The 18,426-nt window shown below is 75.6% G+C and carries 16 protein-coding genes; 5 read left to right on the top strand and 11 right to left on the bottom strand.

The window, feature by feature from the left end; genetic code table 11:
- Nucleotides 1-4 precede the first annotated feature (4 nt).
- Both ACI79B_RS18980 and ACI79B_RS18975 read right to left on the bottom strand, forming a co-directional pair.
- Nucleotides 5-1,762, bottom strand: a complete 1,758-nt coding sequence (locus ACI79B_RS18980; RefSeq protein WP_456929717.1) for an acetyl-CoA carboxylase carboxyltransferase subunit alpha — start codon at nucleotides 1,760-1,762, stop codon at nucleotides 5-7.
- Nucleotides 1,759-2,073 carry a TcmI family type II polyketide cyclase gene (locus ACI79B_RS18975; RefSeq protein ID WP_456929754.1) on the bottom strand — a complete coding sequence of 105 codons (315 nt, stop codon included), beginning with the start codon at nucleotides 2,071-2,073 and terminating at the stop codon, nucleotides 1,759-1,761. Before ACI79B_RS18975 ends, ACI79B_RS18980 begins: the two co-directional genes overlap by 4 nt.
- Before the next feature lie 394 nt (nucleotides 2,074-2,467).
- Between ACI79B_RS18975 and ACI79B_RS18970 the strand changes: the two genes are divergently transcribed.
- Together ACI79B_RS18970 and ACI79B_RS18965 are read left to right on the top strand one after the other, a co-directional pair.
- Nucleotides 2,468-3,205, top strand: a complete 738-nt coding sequence (locus ACI79B_RS18970; protein ID WP_456929716.1) for a LuxR C-terminal-related transcriptional regulator — start codon at nucleotides 2,468-2,470, stop codon at nucleotides 3,203-3,205.
- 403 nt (nucleotides 3,206-3,608) lie between these two features.
- On the top strand, nucleotides 3,609-4,247 hold the full coding sequence (locus ACI79B_RS18965) for a LuxR C-terminal-related transcriptional regulator (protein WP_456929715.1): 639 nt from the start codon (nucleotides 3,609-3,611) through the stop codon (nucleotides 4,245-4,247).
- Nucleotides 4,248-4,284: 37 nt separating this feature from the next.
- Here ACI79B_RS18965 and ACI79B_RS18960 read toward each other — a convergent pair whose 3' ends face one another.
- Together ACI79B_RS18960 and ACI79B_RS18955 are read right to left on the bottom strand one after the other, a co-directional pair.
- A complete protein-coding gene (locus tag ACI79B_RS18960) occupies nucleotides 4,285-5,166 on the bottom strand; it encodes an ABC transporter permease (protein WP_456929714.1) in 882 nt (293 codons plus the stop codon).
- Nucleotides 5,163-6,179 carry an ABC transporter ATP-binding protein gene (locus ACI79B_RS18955; RefSeq protein ID WP_456929713.1) on the bottom strand — a complete coding sequence of 339 codons (1,017 nt, stop codon included), beginning with the start codon at nucleotides 6,177-6,179 and terminating at the stop codon, nucleotides 5,163-5,165. Before ACI79B_RS18955 ends, ACI79B_RS18960 begins: the two co-directional genes overlap by 4 nt.
- Before the next feature lie 340 nt (nucleotides 6,180-6,519).
- On the opposite strand from ACI79B_RS18955, the gene ACI79B_RS18950 reads away from it, so the two are divergent.
- Entirely contained in the window at nucleotides 6,520-7,872 is a 1,353-nt protein-coding gene (locus ACI79B_RS18950) for a NosD domain-containing protein (protein ID WP_456929712.1), read from the top strand.
- Between the two features lie 61 nt (nucleotides 7,873-7,933).
- Here ACI79B_RS18950 and ACI79B_RS18945 read toward each other — a convergent pair whose 3' ends face one another.
- From ACI79B_RS18945 to ACI79B_RS18925, 5 genes are read right to left on the bottom strand one after another with little or no spacing between them, the layout of a single operon-like run.
- On the bottom strand, nucleotides 7,934-8,614 hold the full coding sequence (locus ACI79B_RS18945) for an SRPBCC family protein (protein ID WP_456929711.1): 681 nt from the start codon (nucleotides 8,612-8,614) through the stop codon (nucleotides 7,934-7,936).
- A complete protein-coding gene (cutA, locus tag ACI79B_RS18940) occupies nucleotides 8,611-11,022 on the bottom strand; it encodes an aerobic carbon-monoxide dehydrogenase large subunit (protein ID WP_456929710.1) in 2,412 nt (803 codons plus the stop codon). Before cutA ends, ACI79B_RS18945 begins: the two co-directional genes overlap by 4 nt.
- Nucleotides 11,019-11,537: a (2Fe-2S)-binding protein gene (locus tag ACI79B_RS18935; RefSeq protein ID WP_456929709.1), complete on the bottom strand. Its 519-nt coding sequence runs from the start codon at nucleotides 11,535-11,537 to the stop codon at nucleotides 11,019-11,021. Before ACI79B_RS18935 ends, cutA begins: the two co-directional genes overlap by 4 nt.
- Nucleotides 11,534-12,421, bottom strand: a complete 888-nt coding sequence (locus tag ACI79B_RS18930) for an FAD binding domain-containing protein (RefSeq protein WP_456929708.1) — start codon at nucleotides 12,419-12,421, stop codon at nucleotides 11,534-11,536. The genes ACI79B_RS18935 and ACI79B_RS18930 overlap by 4 nt, the downstream gene beginning before the upstream one ends.
- Nucleotides 12,418-13,905, bottom strand: a complete 1,488-nt coding sequence (locus tag ACI79B_RS18925; RefSeq protein ID WP_456929707.1) for a uracil-xanthine permease family protein — start codon at nucleotides 13,903-13,905, stop codon at nucleotides 12,418-12,420. Before ACI79B_RS18925 ends, ACI79B_RS18930 begins: the two co-directional genes overlap by 4 nt.
- Nucleotides 13,906-14,088: 183 nt before the next feature.
- On the opposite strand from ACI79B_RS18925, the gene ACI79B_RS18920 reads away from it, so the two are divergent.
- Nucleotides 14,089-15,588 (top strand): FdrA family protein, encoded by a 1,500-nt coding sequence (locus ACI79B_RS18920; RefSeq protein ID WP_456929706.1) that lies wholly within the window; start codon nucleotides 14,089-14,091, stop codon nucleotides 15,586-15,588.
- Nucleotides 15,585-17,000 carry a DUF1116 domain-containing protein gene (locus tag ACI79B_RS18915; RefSeq protein WP_456929705.1) on the top strand — a complete coding sequence of 472 codons (1,416 nt, stop codon included), beginning with the start codon at nucleotides 15,585-15,587 and terminating at the stop codon, nucleotides 16,998-17,000. The genes ACI79B_RS18920 and ACI79B_RS18915 overlap by 4 nt, the downstream gene beginning before the upstream one ends.
- 6 nt (nucleotides 17,001-17,006) lie before the next feature.
- On the opposite strand, the gene ACI79B_RS18910 is transcribed toward ACI79B_RS18915, so the two are convergent.
- Both ACI79B_RS18910 and ACI79B_RS18905 read right to left on the bottom strand, forming a co-directional pair.
- Entirely contained in the window at nucleotides 17,007-17,594 is a 588-nt protein-coding gene (locus tag ACI79B_RS18910) for a hypothetical protein (protein ID WP_456929704.1), read from the bottom strand.
- Between the two features lie 43 nt (nucleotides 17,595-17,637).
- A complete protein-coding gene (locus ACI79B_RS18905) occupies nucleotides 17,638-18,402 on the bottom strand; it encodes a DUF2470 domain-containing protein (protein WP_456929703.1) in 765 nt (254 codons plus the stop codon).
- Between the last annotated feature and the right edge of the window lie 24 nt (nucleotides 18,403-18,426).

Here is an 18,426-nt window from a genome sequence, read left to right as displayed (position 1 = left end):
CAGCTCAGCGGGCCGCATCCCCGCCACCCCCCTCGGGTGCGGGGGCGACGACGCGCAGCGGCCGGTCGCCGCCGCCGCCGATGCGGGCCAGCCGGGCGGCCCGGGTGCCGAGCAGGGTGCCGACGTCGAGCCGGGCGAGCTCGTCGAGCTCGCGCACCAGCGCGGCGCGGACCAGGCCGGCGGCCGCCAGCGGATCGGCGTCCGCGCCGCCGGGCGGCTCGGGCACCACCGAGGTGGCGATGCCACTGGCCCGCAGGTGCGGCGCGCCCAGGCGCATGGCCCGCGCGGCGGTCGGCGCGGCGGTCGCCGTCCGCCAGAGGATCGCGGCGCAGCCCTCCGGGCTGATCACCGACAGGTAGGCGTTCTCCAGGACCAGCAGCCGGTCGGAGGTGCACAGCGCCAGCGCCCCGCCGCTGCCGCCCTCGCCGGTCAGCACCGCGACGACGGGAACCCGCAGCCGGCTGCTGCGCATGATGGTCTCGGCGATCGCGTGCGCCTGGCCGCGCTCCTCGGCCGCCGGGCCGGGGTGCGCCCCGGGGGTGTCGACCAGCGTGACCACCGGCAGGCCGAAGGTCTCGGCGTGGCTCATCAGCCGCATCGCCTTGCGGTAGCCCTCGGGGTGCGGCATGCCGAAGTTGCGCGCCACCCGCTCGCGGACCGAGTGGCCCTTCTCGTGGCCGATCACCACGACCGGGCGCCCGTCGAGGACGGCGACCCCGCCGACGACGGCCGGGTCGTCGGCGAACGCGCGGTCGCCGTGCAGCTCGACGAAGTCGTCGAAGACGGTGTGCAGGTAGTCCAGCGTCGTGGGCCGGCCCGCGACCCGGGCCCGCTGGACGACGTCCCAGGCGTCCGCGTCCGGCGCGTCGTCCGCCGGGATCCCGTCCCGGGGCGCCTCCGGCGCCGGGGCCGGGGCGGTGACCGGGGGAGGAGACGGCCGGCGGCCGTGCAGCTCGAGCAGCCGCACCAGCAGCGGGCGCAGCTCCGCGCGGCTCTCGACCCGGTCGACCAGGCCGTGGGCCAGCAGGAACTCCGCCGTCTGGAAGTCGCTGGGCAGCTCGGCCCGGATGGTCTCCTGCACCACCCGCGGGCCGGCGAAGCCGACGTGCGCGCCGCGCTCGCCGACCAGGACGGCGGCCAGGGTGGCGAACGACGCCGACACCCCGCCGTAGGTGGGGTCGGTGAGCACGCAGACCGACAGCAGCCCGGACTCGTGCAGTTGGGCGAACGCGTGGCTGACCCGCGCCATCTGGAACAGCGAGAACACGCCCTCCTGCATGCGGGCGCCGCCGCTGGCGCAGACGGTCACCAGGGGGAGGCCGCGCTGCAGAGCGAGGTCCGCGGCCGCGCTGACGCGGCGGCCCACCTCGATGCCCATGCTGCCGCCGAGGAAGCCGAAGTCCATCGCGGCGAGGACCACCGGGGTGCCGCCGATGCGGGCGGTGCCGAGGACGACGGCCTCGCTCTCGCCGGAGCGGGCGGCGGCCTCGTGCAGCCGGTCGCGGTAGTCGCGCAGGTCGGTGAAGGCCAGCGGGTCGGCGGGCCCGGGCGGGCAGGCGTGCTCGTCGAAGCTGCCGTCGTCGGCCAGGAGCGCGATCCGGGCGCGGGCGCCCAGCCGCAGGTGGTGGTCGCACTCGGGGCAGACCGACAGGTTGCGGTCCAGGCGCTTGCGGTAGAGCAGCCAGCCGCAGCTGGGGCAGCTCACCCAGTCGACCGTCCCGGGCGCCGCGGCGTGCGGCCGGGCCGGCGTCGTCGCGGTCACGACCGCTCCGCCGACCACTCGTAGAACCGGCGCGCCATGGCGTCCCGCGGCGACCGCCAGTTCGGGTCGTAGGCGACGATGTAGGGCCGCAGCTCCTCGCTGACCGCCCGGAACGCCGGCAGCGACTGGGCGACCGCCATGGCCTCCTGCTCGGGGCGGTCGAACTCGATCAGGTGCACGTAGAGGTCGTGGAAGGTGAACAGCGACCGGTGCCGCACCCCGATCTCGTACGGCATCGACGTCGCGTCGGAGCGGGCGAAGACGTCGGCGACCTTGTCCGCGTCGGCGGGGGTCATCCTCGCGATGATCATCGTCTGGTGCACGGGCACTCCAGCGTCGCTGTGGGCCGGCAGGGGCCGGCGGACCGGTGCGGCCGGCGGGCCGGGGACGGATGCCCGGCGACGCTAGGGCGGCGGTGCGGCCGTCCGACAGCGCCACGGGTCGGATCCGTCGCGCCCGCCCGGGGGAGGGTCCGGCCGGTCGCCGGGGCGGGCACCGGCCGGAGGGGGTGGCGCGTCCCGCGGCCCAGCGCCCGCGGACGGGCGCGAGGCCGTCCTTCTGGCCGGGGGACCACGACCCGGGTATGAAATCGGGCGGCGTATCGCGCTCACCGCGTCGCAGACCGGTGGCGGCGGGTCACCGTCCGTCGCTAGCTTCCGGGGCCTGGGAGAGCGGCACGGGGCCGGACCTGAGCGGAGCGGACGCATGGGCGGCGAGCCAGGGGAGAGCGTTCCCCCACCGCGGGACGAGCTGCGGCCCCCCGGAGCCCCGGCGCGCGTCCTGATCTGCGACGACCACGAGGTGCTGCGGCACGGCCTGCGCGCCGTGCTGCGCTGGGCGCCGGACCTCGTCGTCGTCGCGGAGGCGGCCGACGCGACGCGGGCGCTGGAGCTGGCCGCCGAGCTGCACCCCGACGTCACCCTGCTCGGCCTGGGCACCCGGGGCCCGACGATGACCGACCTGGTGCGGGACCTGACCGCGACCGGCACCCGGGTCGTCCTGCTCGGCGAGGCCGGCAGCGGCGGCGACCTGGTCGAGGCGCTGCGCGCCGGCGCGCGCGGCTACGTCTACACCACCGTCAGCTCCGACCGGCTGGTCGAGGGCGTTCGGGCAGTGGTGCGCGGTGAGACGCTGCTCGACGCCGCCGTGACCGGGGAGCTGCTGCACCACCTCGACGGCGCCCGGGGCTCGGCCGGGACCGACGAGCCGGGCGGGCGCAACCCACTCACCGCCCGGCAGCAGGCGGTGTCCGAGCTGGTGGCCGAGGGCCTGACCAACGCGGAGATCGCCACCCGGCTGCAGGTGAGCCGGGCGACCGTGAAGGGCCACATCACCGTCGCGCTGCGCCGGCTGGGACTGCGCGACCGGACGCAGCTGGCCATCCACGTCAACCGCACCGCCCGGCCCGGGAGCGGGTGGGAGGCCGGGCCCGTCGGCGGCTGACCTCCGTGCTCGGCCCGCCACTCTGCGTACAGGCCAGGCGCACACGCCGCGAGGACTCCCGCGTCCCACGCACACGAAGCTGGACGCCACCTGTGAACGCCGTGCAGATTGCCTGGCAGCACCGGACGGTTGCGCGCTACCGTTCGGCACGTCCGATTGAGACGGACGGGTTCCACCCGGCCGGAGACCCCGGTCCAGGGCCCGTCAGCCACCCGGACAGGGGGAACGCATGAGCTCCGACGACGTCCTGCGGGGTCCAGGCCCCGCCGCGCCGAGACCACGGCGCCCCGTCGGCCCAGCACCCGGCGTGCCGGTCACGGGGCGGGGCGCACCGCCCCGCCCGCGCCCGGTCCCGCGCCCGGTGCGCCCGCTCGCCATCCGGCCGCCGTCCAGCCTGGTCCGCGTGCTGCTGTGCGAGGACCGGGAGGTCTTCCGGCTGGGGCTGCGGGAGGTCCTCGAGGCCGAGCCGGACATGGCCGTCGTCGCCGAGACCCACCACCTCCCCGGGGCGCTCGCAGCCGTCGACGACGTGCCCACCCAGGTCGTCGTCGCCCGCCAGGGCCTGGTCCAGGGCGCCACGCTGCCGCTGCTGCGCGAGCTCTGCCGCCGGGGCACCGCGGTCCTCGTGCTGGCCGAGCCGCGCGAGGCCGGGCCCGAGCTGGTGCACGTGCTGCGGGCCGGGGTGCGGGGCTACCTGCCGCGCTGCTCGGCGGCCGCCCGGCTGGTCGAGGCCGTGCGCGCGCTGGCCCGGCACGAGCCGGCCATCGACTCCTCGGCCACCAGCCAGCTGGTGCGCTACCTGACCGACCCCACGCCGCCGGCCGAGGCGCCCGACCGCGCGCTGGACCGGCTCACCGACCGCCAGCGGGAGGTCGCCGAGCTGGTGGCGCAGGGGCTGAGCAACGAGGAGATCGCGCGCCGGCTGTTCCTGAGCCTCGCGACGGTGAAGAGCCACCTCACCGCCTCGATGCGGCGGCTGGGCCTGCGCAGCCGGACCCAGCTGGCCATCCTCGTCAACCGGGACCACTCGCCTGCGGCCTAGTCGGCCTCCCGGCGGGGAGGGCCTCCGTCACGCACGCTCAGCTGAGGTCGCGGCGGGCCAGCAGCAGGGCGGTGAGGGCGACGGCGCCGGCGAGGAAGGCGCCCAGGACCCAGGCGGCCTGGCCGCCGTCGACCACCGCGACGACGCCCGGCGTGCGCACCGGGTCCCCGGCCAGCGCGGCCACCAGCGATCCGGCGTTGACCCCCGGCAGCGCACGCTGCACGGTGTCGAAGACCTCGAGCAGCGGCGCAGCCACGTTCACCACCAGGCTCTCGACGGCGAGCACCCACACCAGGCCCAGCCCGATGGCCAGCGCGGTGCCGCGCAGCGCCGTCCCGAGCAGCATGCCCAGCGCGCCCCACGTGGCGGCCACGAGCAGGCCCCCGCCGAAGCCGCGGGCGACCTCGCCGATCCCGGGCCAGTCGGCGGGCGCGGACTCGACGCCGGCGATCAGCGCGCTGACCCCCGCGGTGAGCGCGAGGCTGAACGCGACGGTGCCGGCGAGGACGGTGAGCAGGGCCAGCACCTGGCCCGCGAGGACGGTGGTCCGCCGCGGGCCCTGGGCGAGCAGCGTCTTGAGCGTCCCCCAGCCGTACTCGCTGCCGGCCAGCAGGGCGCCGAGGGTCAGTAGCAGCGCGCCGCCGAACAGTGGCAGGCCCGACAGCGCGTTGCCGACCAGCCGGTCGGGCAGCGTGTCGGCCAGCAGCGCCTCCGGCGGGCTGCCCTCGTAGGAGGAGCCGCGCCGGTAGCTGGTGTAGGGGATGACCAGGCTGAACACCAGCTGCAGCGCGGGCCACAGGCCGAGCAGCACCCAGGTGGCGGGGCGGCGGCGCAGTTTGAGCAGCTCGGCGCCGACGATCGCCGGCAGCGACCCGGCGGTGCGGGGGGCCGGCCCCGCGACGGCGACCGCCGCGCTCACCGGGCACCCCGCCGCGTCCGCCGCGTGGGTGCCGGCTCCGGTGGCGGGTCCCCGTCGGCCGCCCGGTCGTCGGTGAGCTGGAGGAAGACCTCCTCCAGCGTGCGCGCCTCCTGCCGCAGCCCGGTGACGTCGACGTCCGCGTGGACCAGCGCGCGGTTGACCGCCGCCGTCTCGTCGGGCGCGGCCTCCAGGTGCAGCGCGCCGTCGACGACCGACACCCGGTCGGGCCCGAGCAGCCGCGACGCGACCGCCACGGCGGCGTCCAGCGGCTGCGCGTCGACGACGAGCCGGCCCAGGCCCCGCAGCTCCTCGACGGTGCTCTCCACGACCAGCCGGCCCGACGCCACCACCGCGACCCGGTCGCACAGGTGCTCGACCTCGCCGAGCAGGTGGCTGGACAGGACGACGGTGCGGCCCTCTCCGGCCAGCCGGCGGAGCAGGCCGCGCACCTCGCTGATGCCCGCCGGGTCCAGCCCGTTGGTGGGCTCGTCGAGGACGACCAGCTCCGGGTCCTTGAGCAGCGCCGCGGCGATGCCCAGCCGCTGCTTCATGCCGAGGGAGTAGGTGCCGAAGCGGTCGCCGGCGCGGTCGGTGAGGTCGACGGTGCCGAGCACCGCGTCGATGCGCGCCGTCCCGACGCCGGCGTACCGGGCGAGCGCCCGCAGGTTGTCCCGGCCGGAGAGGAAGGGGTAGAGCCCGGGGCCCTCCACCAGCGCCCCGACCCCGGCCACCGACGTGCCCGCCGGGCGGCCGAGCACGGTGGCCGACCCGCTGGTGGGGCGCACCAGGCCGAGCAGCATGCGCAGCGTCGTCGTCTTGCCGGCGCCGTTGGGCCCGAGGAAGCCGAAGACCTCGCCGCGGCGCACCTGCAGGGACAGCGCGTCGACGACCGTCCGGGAGCCGTAGCGCTTGGTGAGCCGGTCGGTGGTGACCACCGTGTCGGCGAGGGACGGACCGGGCGCCGCCACCGGCGGTGCGGGGCGCCGGCCGACGGTCTCCGGGACGGTCGTCATGCGGGGACTCTGCCCGCGCGCGTCTCGCGCTGTCGACGCTGCGAGGGGCCTTCGTACCGAATCCGACCGAGGGTGTGCGACCTGCGGTGGAGGTGCACGCCCGGGGTCGGCCACCTGCCCCGCCCGGCGGGATGGAGGCCGCTCCCGGGGCCGGTCGTACGACCTCGGGCGGGCCCAGGTTCACACCCTTGACCCGTGGACGCTCCCGTGCCGCCCGTGGATGGTGTGCCGCATTGTCAGGTTCCTCACAGGTTCCCGAGCGCCCGTCACAGGTCGCCGGGGCCTGTCCCCGCTCCCGGGCTGCGGCCTCGGAGCGGCCGCAGACCAGAGAGGCCACGCCATGGACCCATCCACGACGAGGACCCGCGCCAGGGCCGCACGCGTCACGGCGGCCGCGGGCGCGGGGGTCCTGCTCTTCGCCGCGCTCCCCGCCGGCGTCGCCTCGGCGCACGGCGGCGGAGGCGGAGGCGGACAGACCCTGAAGGTCGGACCCGGGGAGCAGTACGCGACCATCCAAGCCGCTGTGGACGAGGCACGATCCGGCGACACGATCAAGATCGCACCTGGGGACTACCACGAGGCCGTGTGCGTCCAAGGCAAGGGACTCACGATCCGCGGTTCCGGCGCCGGCGTGACCAACATCGTGTGGGACGAGTGGGAGACCATCGAGGACCTGCCCACGGTCGAATCGAACCCGTGCTGGGTGGCGCAGGAGCAGGCCGACGGCGAGGACGACCCGACCACCCTCGCCGACGACGTCTCCGCGCTGTTCTTCCTCGATCCGGACAGCGAGGTGCGGGTCAGCGGCCTGTCGACCCGCCACCACCCCGCCAGCGGGATCATCACGTGGGGGGCCGACGGCTTCCGGGTGGCCGGCACGTCGGGCTTCGCGCACGACCGCTACGGCATCGTCGCCTTCGACTCGACGGACATCCGGATCAGCGACAACCACGAGGTCGGTCTCGACCGCGGCACCGAAACGGCGCCGAACTCGGGCACCGCGGGTGTCGGCGTGGGGGACTCCGACGTCGCCGACGCGAGGATTACCGGCAATCACGTCGAGGGCTACAACCTCGGGATCTTCCTCCGGGAGGCGCGCGGTGGTCGCGTCGCCGGGAACGCCTTGAGCGGCAACTGCATCGGCGTGCTCGTGTTCGACGACATCGCGACGGAGGTCCCCGACGACTCACGGGACGTCGCGACCGGCGCATTCCGCATCAGCGGGAACTCGTCGACGGACAACGACCGGTACTGCCTCCAGGGCAGGAACGGCGACCAGCACGTCTCGGGCGTCGGCATGCAGGTGGTCAACGCCGATGACGTGACGATCGCAGGCAACGTCATCGCCGACAACACGGCCCACCTGCCGGCCAGCGTGCCGTTCCTGACCAACCCGGCCGGCGGACTGACGTTGTTCAGCCTGCCTGCGTTCAACCCCCAGCCCGGCCAGAGCACGAGCGCCGGACCGGTCGAGAACGTCAGGGTGAACGGGAACTACTTCGGGGACAACGTCGCGCTCGTGCCCGTCGGCGGGCCTCCCCCGACCGGCTCCATCGCGCTGCAGATGGACATCTTCGTGGGAGACCCCTCGATCCCGCCCCTGCTGCCCGCAGGCGAGGGATTGGAGTTCCGCGACAACCGCTGCGACGCCAGTCTGCCGACCGACATCTGCGGCGAGCCGTACCCGGTCTGATCCGCAGGTCCCCCGCCCGAGGGCGGTCCCGGCACCCGCCGGGGCCGCCCTCGGCGCGCGTCTAGTGGCGGCGGCCGAGCAGCCAGCCGACGAGGACGCCGAGCAGGGTGAGCCCGGCCCCGCCGAGCGCGCCGACGGCGAGGGTCTGCAGCTCCGACGACGGCGCCGCTGCCGTGGCCTTCGCGCCGCGGAAGACCTGGGGCTCGGGCCCGGCCGGCGCCCCCGCGGGAACGGCCGCGGGCGCCTCGGTGGAGCTCACCGCGGCCGAGGTCGCGCGGGCGGCGGCCGGCGCGGCCACAGGGGCGCCCTCGGTGAGCTCGCGGTCGATCGCGGCGAAGAACTGCCCGGCCATCCGCTTGGCGACGCCGGAGATCATCCGCTGCCCGACCCCGGCCACCGGCCCGCCGACGACGGCGTCGGCCGAGTAGCTGAGCGTCGTCCCCTCCTCGTGCGGCTCCAGGGCGATGTCCACCTTCGCCCGCACGTTGCCCGGGGCGCCGGCGCCGGAGGCGTGCATGACGTAGGACGAGTGCGGCTGCTGGTCGGTGAGCCGGACCTCGCCGGCGTAGGTGCCGCGGATGGCGCCCACGCCGACCGAGACGTCCATCCGGTACTCGTCCTCGCCGGTGCGCTGCAGCGACTCGCAGCCGGGGATGGTCCGCGCGAGCACGGCCGGGTCGGTGACGACCCTCCAGACCTCCTCGGGCGTGCCGTGCAGCACCGCCGAGCCGTCGAGGTTCACGCGGGCACTCCCGTCTGGAGGGACGCCTGCGTCCGCTCCGCCGTCTCGTCTCTCATCAGGTCGTACAGCTCGGTCGGCGAGATCGGCATCGACGCGATCCGCCGCCCGGTGGCGTCCTCGATCGCCGAGGCGATCGCCGCCGTCCCGGGGATGACCCCCGCCTCGCCGGCGCCCTTGATCCCCAGCGGGTTCAGCGGCGACGGCGTCTCCTGGTGGTCGATGACCACGTCGGGCACCTCGGAGGCGTAGGGCATGAGGAAGTCCATGAACGACGCGTTCTGCAGCTGCCCGTCGGCGTCGTAGGCCATCCGCTCGTACAGCGCCCCGCCCACGCCCTGCGCGACGCCGCCGTGCACCTGGCCCTCGACGATCATGGGGTTCACCACGTTGCCGCAGTCGTGCACGACCGCGTACCGGACGACGTCGATCTCCCACGTCCGCGGGTCGATCTCCACCACGGCGGCGTGCGCGCCGGAGGCGAACGTCGAGCGGATCGGCGAGTAGTAGTCGCGGTGCTCCAGGCCCGGCGCGTCCCCGGGCGCGACCGGCGGCTTGCTGTCGTCGTGCGTGGCGAACTGGGTGGCCTGCTTGGCCGCCTCGTCGAAGGCGTAGCGCAGCGGGTTGGACAGGACGGCGACCGTGCGCAGCGGGATCGACGCCCCCGGGGTCCCCCTGACCTGCACCTGGCCCTCGTCGATCTCCAGGTCCTCGGGGTTGGCCTCGAGCACCTCGGCGGCGATCCGCAGCGCCTTCTCCCGCACCCCGCGGGCGGCCAGCGCGACGGCGTTGCCGCTCATCACCGCGGCGCGCGAGGCGAACGTGCCGACGGCGTACCCGAAGCGCCGGGTGTCGCCGGTGTGCACCTCGACGTCCTCGATCGGCACCCCCAGCTCGGAGGCGACGATCTGCGCGAACACCGTCTCGTGCCCCTGGCCCTGCGAGGTGAGTCCGGTGGAGACCAGCACCTTGCCGCTGCCGAGCACCTGCACGTGCCCGCCCTCGTAGGGACCGGGGCCGGTGCCCTCCACGTAGAGCGCCATGCCGACGCCGAGCAGCTTCCCGCGCGCCTGCGCGTCCGCGCGCAGCGCGGCGGCCCCGTCCCAGCCGACCAGCGCGACGAGCTTGTCCAGCAGCCCCGGGTAGTCGCCGGAGTCGTAGATCACCGGCCGGCCGTCCTGGAACGTCAGGCGGTGGTCGTAGGGGAACTGGTCGGGCGTGATCAGGTTCCGCCGGCGCACCTCGGCGCGGTCGAGGCCGAGCGCGTCGGCGATGCGGTCCATCGTCCGCTCCATCGCGTAGCAGCCCTGCGGCCGCCCGGCCCCGCGGTAGGGCGTGACGATGACGGTGTTGGTGTAGACGCTCTCGACGACCACCCGGTACACGGGGATCACGTACGGGCCGACCAGCTGGGTCGCCGTCACAATCGGGACGATGATCCCGTAGGGCGTGTACGCGCCGTTGTCGTGCCAGACGTGCACGTCGAGCGCGGTGATCCGGCCGTCGTCGTCGTACCCGACGGTGATCTCCTGCCGCTGCTGGCGCTCGTGGGCGCTGGAGACGAAGTGCTCGCGCCGGTCCTCGGCCCACTTGACCTCGCGGCCCAGCCGGATCGCCGCCATCGGCACCAGCAGCTCCTCGGGCCACGGGTGCACGATCTTGACGCCGAAGCCGCCGCCGACGTCGGGCGCGATCACCTCGACCCGGTCCAGCGACAGCTCGAGCTTGGCGGCGATCGCCGCGCGCACCGACGTCGAGGCCTGGGTGCTGGAGTGCACGCGCAGGCTGCCGTCGTCGGCGTCCCAGCGGGCGTGCACGCCCTTGCCCTCCAGGGGCGTGCAGGCGCTGCGCTCGATGTACTGGGTGAACGACAGCGTGTGCGGGGCGGCGGCCAGCGCCGGCTCGACGTCGCCAGTCTCCTGGTGGTGCCGGGCGGCGACGTTGTCGGGGATCTCCTCGTGGACGGCGTGCTCGGCGGCCCGGGCGGCGTCCACCCCGACGACGACCGGCAGCTCCTCGTAGCTGACGACGATCCGCTCCGCGGCGTCCTCGGCCACGTACCGGTCGGTGGCCACGACCATGACGACCGGCTCGCCGACGTGGTTGACCTCGCCGTTGGCCAGCGGGTACCCGGTGCGCGGGGCGTGCAGCTGCGGGTGGGGGATGAGCACCGGCAGCGGCTCGGCCATCGGGCCGGTGAGGTCCTCGTAGGTGTAGATCGCGACCAGACCCTCGACGTCCAGCGCCGCCTCGACATCGACGTCGACGATCCGCGCGTGCGCGTGCGGGCTGCGCACGAAGGCCGCGGCCAGCGCGCCGGCGCCGATGTCGTCGAGGTAGCGGCCGCGGCCGGTGATGAGGCGGGCGTCCTCGCGCCGGCGGACCGGCTCCCCGAACAGCTTGGTGGTCACCGTGCCTCCTCCCGCATCGCGGCGGCGGCGTGCCGGACGGCCTTCTTGATGTTGGCGTAGCCGGTGCACCGGCAGAGGTTGCCGCCGACGAGCTCGTCGACCTCCTCCTCGGTGATCTCCGTGCCCGCGTCCCGCGCCTCGAGGCCCGCGGCGATCGTCACCAGGAAGCCCGGCGTGCAGAACCCGCACTGCAGGGCGTGGCACTCGCGAAAGGCCTCCTGCACCGGGTGGAGCACCTGCCCGCCCTGGTGGTCCTCGCGGGCCAGGCCCTCGACGGTGGTCACCTCCGCGCCGTCGACCTGCACGGCGAGCACCAGGCAGGACCGCACCGGGTCGCCGTCGACGAGCACCGTGCACGAGCCGCAGACGCCGTGCGCGCAGCCGACGTGCGTGCCGGTCAGCCCGAGGTCGTCGCGCAGCGCGTCGGCGAGCACCCGGCGCACCGGGACGCTCACCTCCCGCGGGACGCCGTTCACCGTCACGCGGACGGTCCGCTCCGTGTCGACGGAGGTCATGCAGCGGTCCTCTCGATCGCCTCGGCGGCCGCCTCGGCGAGTGTCCGTTCGGTCAGCACGCCGACCAGCAGCCGGCGGTAGTCGGCGCTGGCGTGGATGTCGGTGTCGGGGTCGACCAGCGTGCGGGCCAGCGCGCCGGCCGCGGCCCAGTCGGCGCTGTCCACGGGCTTGCCGGCGACGGCCTCGGTGAGGTCGTGCACCTCGGGCACCAGCCCGACCGACAGGTAGGAGGCGCGCACGGCGGCCACCCGGCGCTCCGCGTCGAGGGTCACGACGACGCCGGCCCCGCAGACGGCGTAGTCGCCCTTGCGCCGGGCGATCTCGGCGAAGGCGGTGCCCGAGCGCTCGGGCAGGGCGGGGAAGAAGGCGTCGACGACGACCGCGCCGCCGGGCAGCGAGGTCTCCAGCGGCCCGACGAACAGGTCCTGCCAGCCGACGGTCTCCCGGCCGGCCGGCGTCGCCACGGTCACCGAGCCGCCGGTGAGGGCGAGCACCGAGGTCATCTCCCCGGAGGGGTCGGCGTGCGCGATCGACCCGACCGTCGTCCCGCGGTTGCGGATGGCCGGGTGGGCGACGTTCGCCGTCGCCCGGGCCAGCAGCGGCTGGACCCGGGCGGCGGCCTTCGCGTCAGGGCTGTCGCGGAGCAGCTGCGCGTGCCGGACGAGGGCGCCCACCCGCACGCCGTCCCCGGTCGCCTCGACGGCGTCGAGGCCCGGCACCCGGTTGACGTCGACCAGCGTGGCCGGCGCCGCCAGGCGCATCGCCAGCAGCGGCAGCAGCGACTGCCCGCCGGCGAGCACCTTGGCGCCGGGCTCGGCGGCCAGGACGTCGAGCGCCTCGTCGAGGGACCGGGGGTCGGCGTAGCGGAAGGGTGCGGGCTTCACCTGTCGAGCGTCCCCTTGCGGGTGTCGACACCGGGCCGGCCCACCTGGTCCACCGACGACGGGTCGGCGCTGTACTCGCGCGCCCCGGGGCCGTACTCGTGCGCCCCGGCGTGGCCGAGCGCGGGACCCGTGCCACCGGCGTACTCGCGCTCGGCCAGGAGCGCGGCCTTCATCTCCGCCGGCGCGAGGGCGCGGGCGACGTGCCAGCCGAGCACCGCCACGATGGTGCCCAGGGCGATGCCGCCGAGCGAGAAGGTGTCGGTGATCTGCAGGTTCACGTTGCCGATGGCGATGATGATGCCCGCGGCGAGCGGCACCAGGTTGATCGGGTTGGCGAAGTCGACCCGGTTCTCCTTCCAGATCTTCGCGCCGAGCAGACCGATCATCCCGTAGAGGACGACGGTGATCCCGCCCAGCACGCCGCCCGGGATGATGTTGATCAGGGCGCCGAACTTCGGGCAGAGGCCGAGCAGGATCGCCACGAGGGCCGCCACGTAGTAGGCCGCCGTCGAGTAGACGCGGGTGGCGGCCATGACGCCGATGTTCTCGGCGTAGGTGGTGGTCGGCGAGCCGCCGACCGAGGAGGCCACGACGGTGGCGACACCGTCGGCGGCGATCGCCCGGCCCATGTACGGGTCCAGGTCGCGCTTGGTCATCTCGGCGACGGCCTTCACGTGGCCGGCGTTCTCCGCGACCAGCGCGATGACGGCGGGCAGCACCAGGAGGCTGAAGTTGAGGGAGAAGCTGGGCGCGGTGAAGTCGGGGAGGCCGAACCAGTCGGCCTGGGTGACGGAGTCGAAGTTGATCCGGTCGCGGGTGACGACCTCGCCGGTGCCGTCGGGCGAGGTGATCTGGCCGGCGGTCGCGTCGAGCAGGATCGACAGCAGGTAGCCGAAGACGAGGCCGAGCAGGATCGAGATGCGGGCCCAGAAGCCGCGCAGCAGCAGCGAGGCGACGATGACGAAGGACATCGTGGCCAGCGCCACCCACTGGTCCTGGGGCCAGTAGATCCCGGCGACCACCGGGGCCAGGTTGAAGCCGATCAGGAGCACGACCGCGCCGGTCACCGCCGGCGGCAGGATCGCGTGCAGGAACCGGACCCCGGCGAAGTGGATGAGCACACCGACCAGCGCCAGCACGACGCCGGAGACCAGGATCGCGCCGACGACGTCGCTGGAGTCGCCGCCCTGCGCCCGGACGGCGACGACGCCGCCGACGAACGAGGCGCTGGTGCCCAGGTAGCTCGGCACCTTCCCGTTCACGATGAGCAGGAAGATGATCGTCGCGATCCCGCTCATCATGATCGCCAGGTTCGGGTCCAGGCCCATGACGATCGGGAAGACGAAGGTCGCGCCGAACATCGCGACGACGTGCTGGGCGCCGATGCCGATGGTGCGCGGCCACGACAGTCGCTCGTCGGGCGCGACGGCCTCGCCCAGCGGCGGCGTCTTGCCGTCGCCGTAGAGCTTCCAACCGAACGCCATGGGGTCCTCCTCGCGAGGCACAGCCGATGCGGGCCGGGAGGTGCCGCCACCCCCGGGAGGCCGTCACAGTGTCACGCGACACGCCGGTGCGAAAGTGCCTCAGCGCTAAATGTTCGACCGGAAACAAGATCGTTGCGCCGCCGATATCTCACCGCTGAGGGATCTCCCGGTACGGTCGGTGGGGTGAGCGCTCCAGGCCCCGGAGAGGGCGTCCGGCACGTCTCCCTGCGCAGCGGCGTCTACGCCGACTCGGTGCGGTTGATGCAGGTCAGCCGCGATGTCGGCGCCCGCGAGGGCGTCACCGCCGTCCTCGTGGCCATGGCCACGCCGCTCAACGTCGAGCTCGCGGCGGGCATGGGTCTGGCGCCCGAGGAGACCCCCGCGCCCGACCAGCTGCTCATCGCCCTCCGGGCCGTCGACGACGACGCGCTGGCCGCCGCGGTGGCCGCCGTCGACGCCGCCCTGGCCGAGCGCGAGCGCTCCCGCGCCACCGCCGACGCCCAGCCGGCCCGCACCATCGGCGCCGGCCTCGACGACCTCGAGCCGGGCGCCCCGGCGCTGGCGATCGTCAGCGTCCCCGGGCAGTACGCCGCGCTCGAGGCCGCCGACGCGATCGCCGCCGGCCGCAGCGTGCTGGTGTTCTCCGACGGCGTCCCGGTAGAGCAGGAGGTCGCGCTCAAGCGCGCCGCGCACGCGGCCGGGGTGCTGGTCATGGGCCCCGACTGCGGCACCGCGATCGTCTCCGGCGTCGCGCTCGGCTTCGCCAACGCGGTGCGCCCCGGGCCGGTCGGCGTCGTCGCGGCGTCGGGGACCGGCGCGCAGCAGGTGTCCTGCCTGCTCGACGCGGCCGGCGTCGGCGTCTCGCACGTGATCGGCGTCGGCGGGCGCGACCTGTCCGAGGCCGTCGGCGGGCTGGCCACCCTCGACGCGCTGGCGGCGCTGGACGCCGACCCGGCCACCGAGCGGGTGCTCGTCGTCTCCAAGCCGCCGGCGCCGTCGGTGGCCGAGGCCGTGCAGCGGGCCGCCGCGGGGCTGGCGACGCCGGTCCGGTCGGCCGCCCTGTCCCCGGAGACGCCCGACCTCACCGCCGCCGTCGAGGCGCTCCTGGCCGACATGGGGCTCGACGTCCCGGTCTGGCCGTCGCGGCCCGGGCCGGCGGAGGCCGCGCTGCCCGGCGCGGTCCTCAAGGGCCTCTACTCCGGCGGCACGCTGGCCGACGAGGCGATGCTCCTCGCCGCCCCGGTGCTCGGCGACGTCCGCTCCAACACCCCGCTGCGGCCGGAGCTCGACCTCGGGACGGACCTGTCCGCCCGCGGGCACGTGGTCGTCGACTTCGGCGACGACGCCCTCACCGTCGGCCGCGCCCACCCGATGATCGACCCGACGCTGCGGCTGGAGGCGATCGCCCGGCTGGCCGACTCCGGCGAGCCCGCCGTGCTGCTGCTCGACGTCGTCCTCGGCCACGGCGCCGACGCCGACCCGGCGGCGGCCCTCGCCCCGGCGCTGGCCGCCGCGCGCGAGCGCGCGCGGCTGCCGGTGGTGGTCGCGCTGGTCGGCACCGAGGCCGACCCCCAGGGCTGGAGCCGCCAGGCCGACGCCCTCGCCGCGGCCGGCGCCGCGGTCTTCGCCTCCAACGCCGCGGCCACGCGGTACGCCCTCGACCTGCTGGGAGCGCAGCGATGAGCCTGGGTGGTCTGCTGGACGGCCCGCCGGCGGTGGTGGCCGCGGGCGTCGACGTCTTCTCCGGCGCGCTGCGCGCCCAGGGGGCGTCGGTGGCCGACGTCGACTGGCGGCCGCCCGGCTTCGGCGACGCCGCCGACCTCGCCGCGCTGGCGCTGGACCCGCGCCGCGCCGCGGCCAACCGGACGGCGGTCGAGCGGGTGCTGGCCGCGGGCTCGGTGCTGGTCGACGTCCGCCCGGCCCGCGAGGTGCTCGGCCTCGAGGGGCGCACGCTGCTGCACTCGGGCCCGCCGCTGACCTGGGAGGCGGCGTCGGGCCCGATGCGCGGGGCGCTCGTCGGCGCCTGCCTGTTCGAGGGCTGGGCGTCGACGGTGGAGGAGGCGGAGGCACTGCTCGCCTCGGGCGGCGTGGAGCTCGAGCCGTGCCACCACCGCTCCGCCGTCGGCCCGATGGCCGGGGTGACCTCGCCGTCGATGTGGGCGTGGTGCCTGGAGGACCCGGTCAACGGCGGCCGGGCCTACTGCAACCTCAACGAGGGCCTCGGCAAGGTGCTGCGGATGGGCGCCTTCAACGAGGAGGTGCTCACCCGGCTGGCCTGGATGCGCGACGTCCTCGGCCCGCTGCTGGCCCGCGCGGTGCGCTCGATGCCCGAGCCGCTGGACGTCAAGGCCGTGCTCGCGCAGATGCTGCAGATGGGCGACGAGGGGCACAACCGCAACCGCGCCGGGTCGCTGATGACCCTGCGCGAGCTGTCCCCGGCGCTGGCCGCGCTCGACGCGCCGTCCGACGACGTCGCCGCCGCGCTGCGCTTCATCGGCGGCAACGAGCACTTCTTCCTCAACCTCGGCATGCCGACGGCGAAGCTGGCGATGGACGCCGCCCGCGACGTCCCCGGCTCGACGCTGGTCACCGTGATGGCGCGCAACGGCACCGAGTTCGGCGTGCAGACCGCCGGCACCGGCGACCGCTGGTTCACCGGCCCCGCCCAGACGCCCGTGGGCCTGTTCCTCGGCGACTACGGTCCCGAGGACGCCAACCCCGACATCGGCGACTCCGCGATCATGGAGACCTACGGCGTCGGCGGGTTCTCGATGGCCGCGGCACCGGCGATCGTGCGCTTCGTCGGCGGCACCGTGCCCGACGCGCTGGCCACCACCGAGCGGATGTACCAGCTCACCCTGGCCGAGAACCCGGCGATGGCGATCCCGATCCTCGGCTTCCGCGGCGCCCCGACCGGCATCGACGTCCTCGCCGTCGCCCGCACCGGCTGGCTGCCGCAGATCAACACCGGCATGGCCGGGCGGGTGGCCGGCACCGGCCAGGTGGGCGCGGGCCTCGTCCAGCCGCCGCGGGAGTGCTTCGAGCAGGCGCTGGCCGCCCTCGCCGAGGAGGCCCGCGCCGCGACCGCGGCCTGACCGGGCCTAGGCCCCGTGGATCGCCCCGACGGGGGCGACCTCCAGGGACCAGGTGACGTCGACGGTGAAGCCGTGCCCGTCCCCGCCGACCGCGCGCAGCACGTGGCTGCCCGGGGCGGGTGCGGGCACGCGGGCCCACCAGCCCCAGACCACCACGGGCACCGGCTTGCGCCGCAGGGTCACCGGGTTGAGCAGCGCCCCGGTGACGGAGAAGGGCACCGGGGTGCCGATCTCGACCGGCTCGACGTCGGCGCCGTCGACCTGCAGCGCCCCCCAGGCGTCGGGGAGGCGCAGCGGCGGCCCCTCGGCCTTGCGCGTCCAGATGTTGAACAGCGGCAGGAACAGGTCGCGGCCGCCGGGGACGACGCAGCGGCGGTGCACGACCTTCCCGTAGGAGCCGGCCAGGAAGAAGACGTCGCCGGGCTGGTTCACGCCGGCGTGCTCGCCGGTGGCGTCCTCGATCGGGTCGCGGTCGCTGTCGATCGAGGCCACCCACTGCACCCAGCGGGCGGCCAGCCCCTCGGCCGAGGCGGGGTCGTAGGGCAGGGCCGGGACCTCGCGGTCGCCACCGGTGAGCCGGGAGAGGAACGACATGTGCGTACCGTAGGCGCTCGGACGCGTTCCGTGTAGAACGCCGTCAGGCCGGGCCGCGGGCGAGCAGGCTGTCCAGCGCGCCGGCCAGGCCCTCCCCGCCGGTGAGCGGCGCGCGGAACGGCACGCGCAGGTCGCAGCAGGAGCGCCGTGCCTCGACGCGGAACCGCACGCCGTGCCGGTCCAGCCCGAGCAGGCGGACGTCGTCGCGCGGGCCCGCCCAGGCCCGCACCCGGGCGAGCAGGGTGTCCAGCGCCCCGGCGTGCGCGGCGGCGAGGCCGGACTCCGCGGCGCTCACCGGGTCCGGCCGCGCGTCCGCGAAGTCCTCGGGCTCCACCTCCGCCGACGTCCCGGCGTCGGTGAGCAGCACCTCGGCGAGGTCCAGGCGCAGCAGCACCGCGCCCAGACCGACGTCGAGCAGCGCGTCCGAGGGCCGGACGTCGGCCAGGTCCAGCAGCGCGGCCTGCACGCCGGCCGGGTGCACCGGGGTCAGCCAGCCGGACAGCTCCACCTGCCCGCGCACCGGGTGCTGCACCGGGAAGGGCGTGCGGTCGGTGACGGTCAGCCGCGCCGGCAGGTCGCCCAGCGGCGAGGTCCGTAGCGCCGCCGCCAGGCGCCCGTCCGCGGGGACGACGACGAGCACCTGCCCGGCCGCCGTCGTCCCGGTGACCGTGACCTCGACCGCGCCGACGCCGACCGCGTGCAGCGCCGCCGAGGCCCGGGCGGCCACCGTGCGGGCGCGCTCGGCGGGGGAGGGCCGGGAGGTGCCGGGAGTGCCCGAACCGGCGCGGGGGGAGGGGTCGGCGGTCATCGATCACCTCGGGCGTCGGGATGC

Source organism: Geodermatophilus sp. SYSU D00879 (assembly GCF_054050375.1).
Note: the sequence above shows the minus strand (reverse complement) of the source record. Positions and strands in the feature narration are given on the sequence as shown.

Excerpts from the sequence above, each read along its gene's own strand:
- ACI79B_RS18925 (WP_456929707.1), bottom strand. The coding sequence starts at position 13,905 with ATGGCGTTCGGTTGGAAGCTCTACGGCGACGGCAAGACGCCGCCGCTG.
- ACI79B_RS18975 (WP_456929754.1), bottom strand. The coding sequence starts at position 2,073 with ATGATCATCGCGAGGATGACCCCCGCCGACGCGGACAAGGTCGCCGAC.
- ACI79B_RS18950 (WP_456929712.1), top strand. The coding sequence starts at position 6,520 with ATGGACCCATCCACGACGAGGACCCGCGCCAGGGCCGCACGCGTCACG.
- ACI79B_RS18915 (WP_456929705.1), top strand. The coding sequence starts at position 15,585 with ATGAGCCTGGGTGGTCTGCTGGACGGCCCGCCGGCGGTGGTGGCCGCG.
- ACI79B_RS18955 (WP_456929713.1), bottom strand. The coding sequence starts at position 6,179 with ATGACGACCGTCCCGGAGACCGTCGGCCGGCGCCCCGCACCGCCGGTG.
- ACI79B_RS18970 (WP_456929716.1), top strand. The coding sequence starts at position 2,468 with ATGGGCGGCGAGCCAGGGGAGAGCGTTCCCCCACCGCGGGACGAGCTG.
- ACI79B_RS18905 (WP_456929703.1), bottom strand. The coding sequence starts at position 18,402 with ATGACCGCCGACCCCTCCCCCCGCGCCGGTTCGGGCACTCCCGGCACC.
- ACI79B_RS18910 (WP_456929704.1), bottom strand. The coding sequence starts at position 17,594 with ATGTCGTTCCTCTCCCGGCTCACCGGTGGCGACCGCGAGGTCCCGGCC.
- ACI79B_RS18935 (WP_456929709.1), bottom strand. The coding sequence starts at position 11,537 with ATGACCTCCGTCGACACGGAGCGGACCGTCCGCGTGACGGTGAACGGC.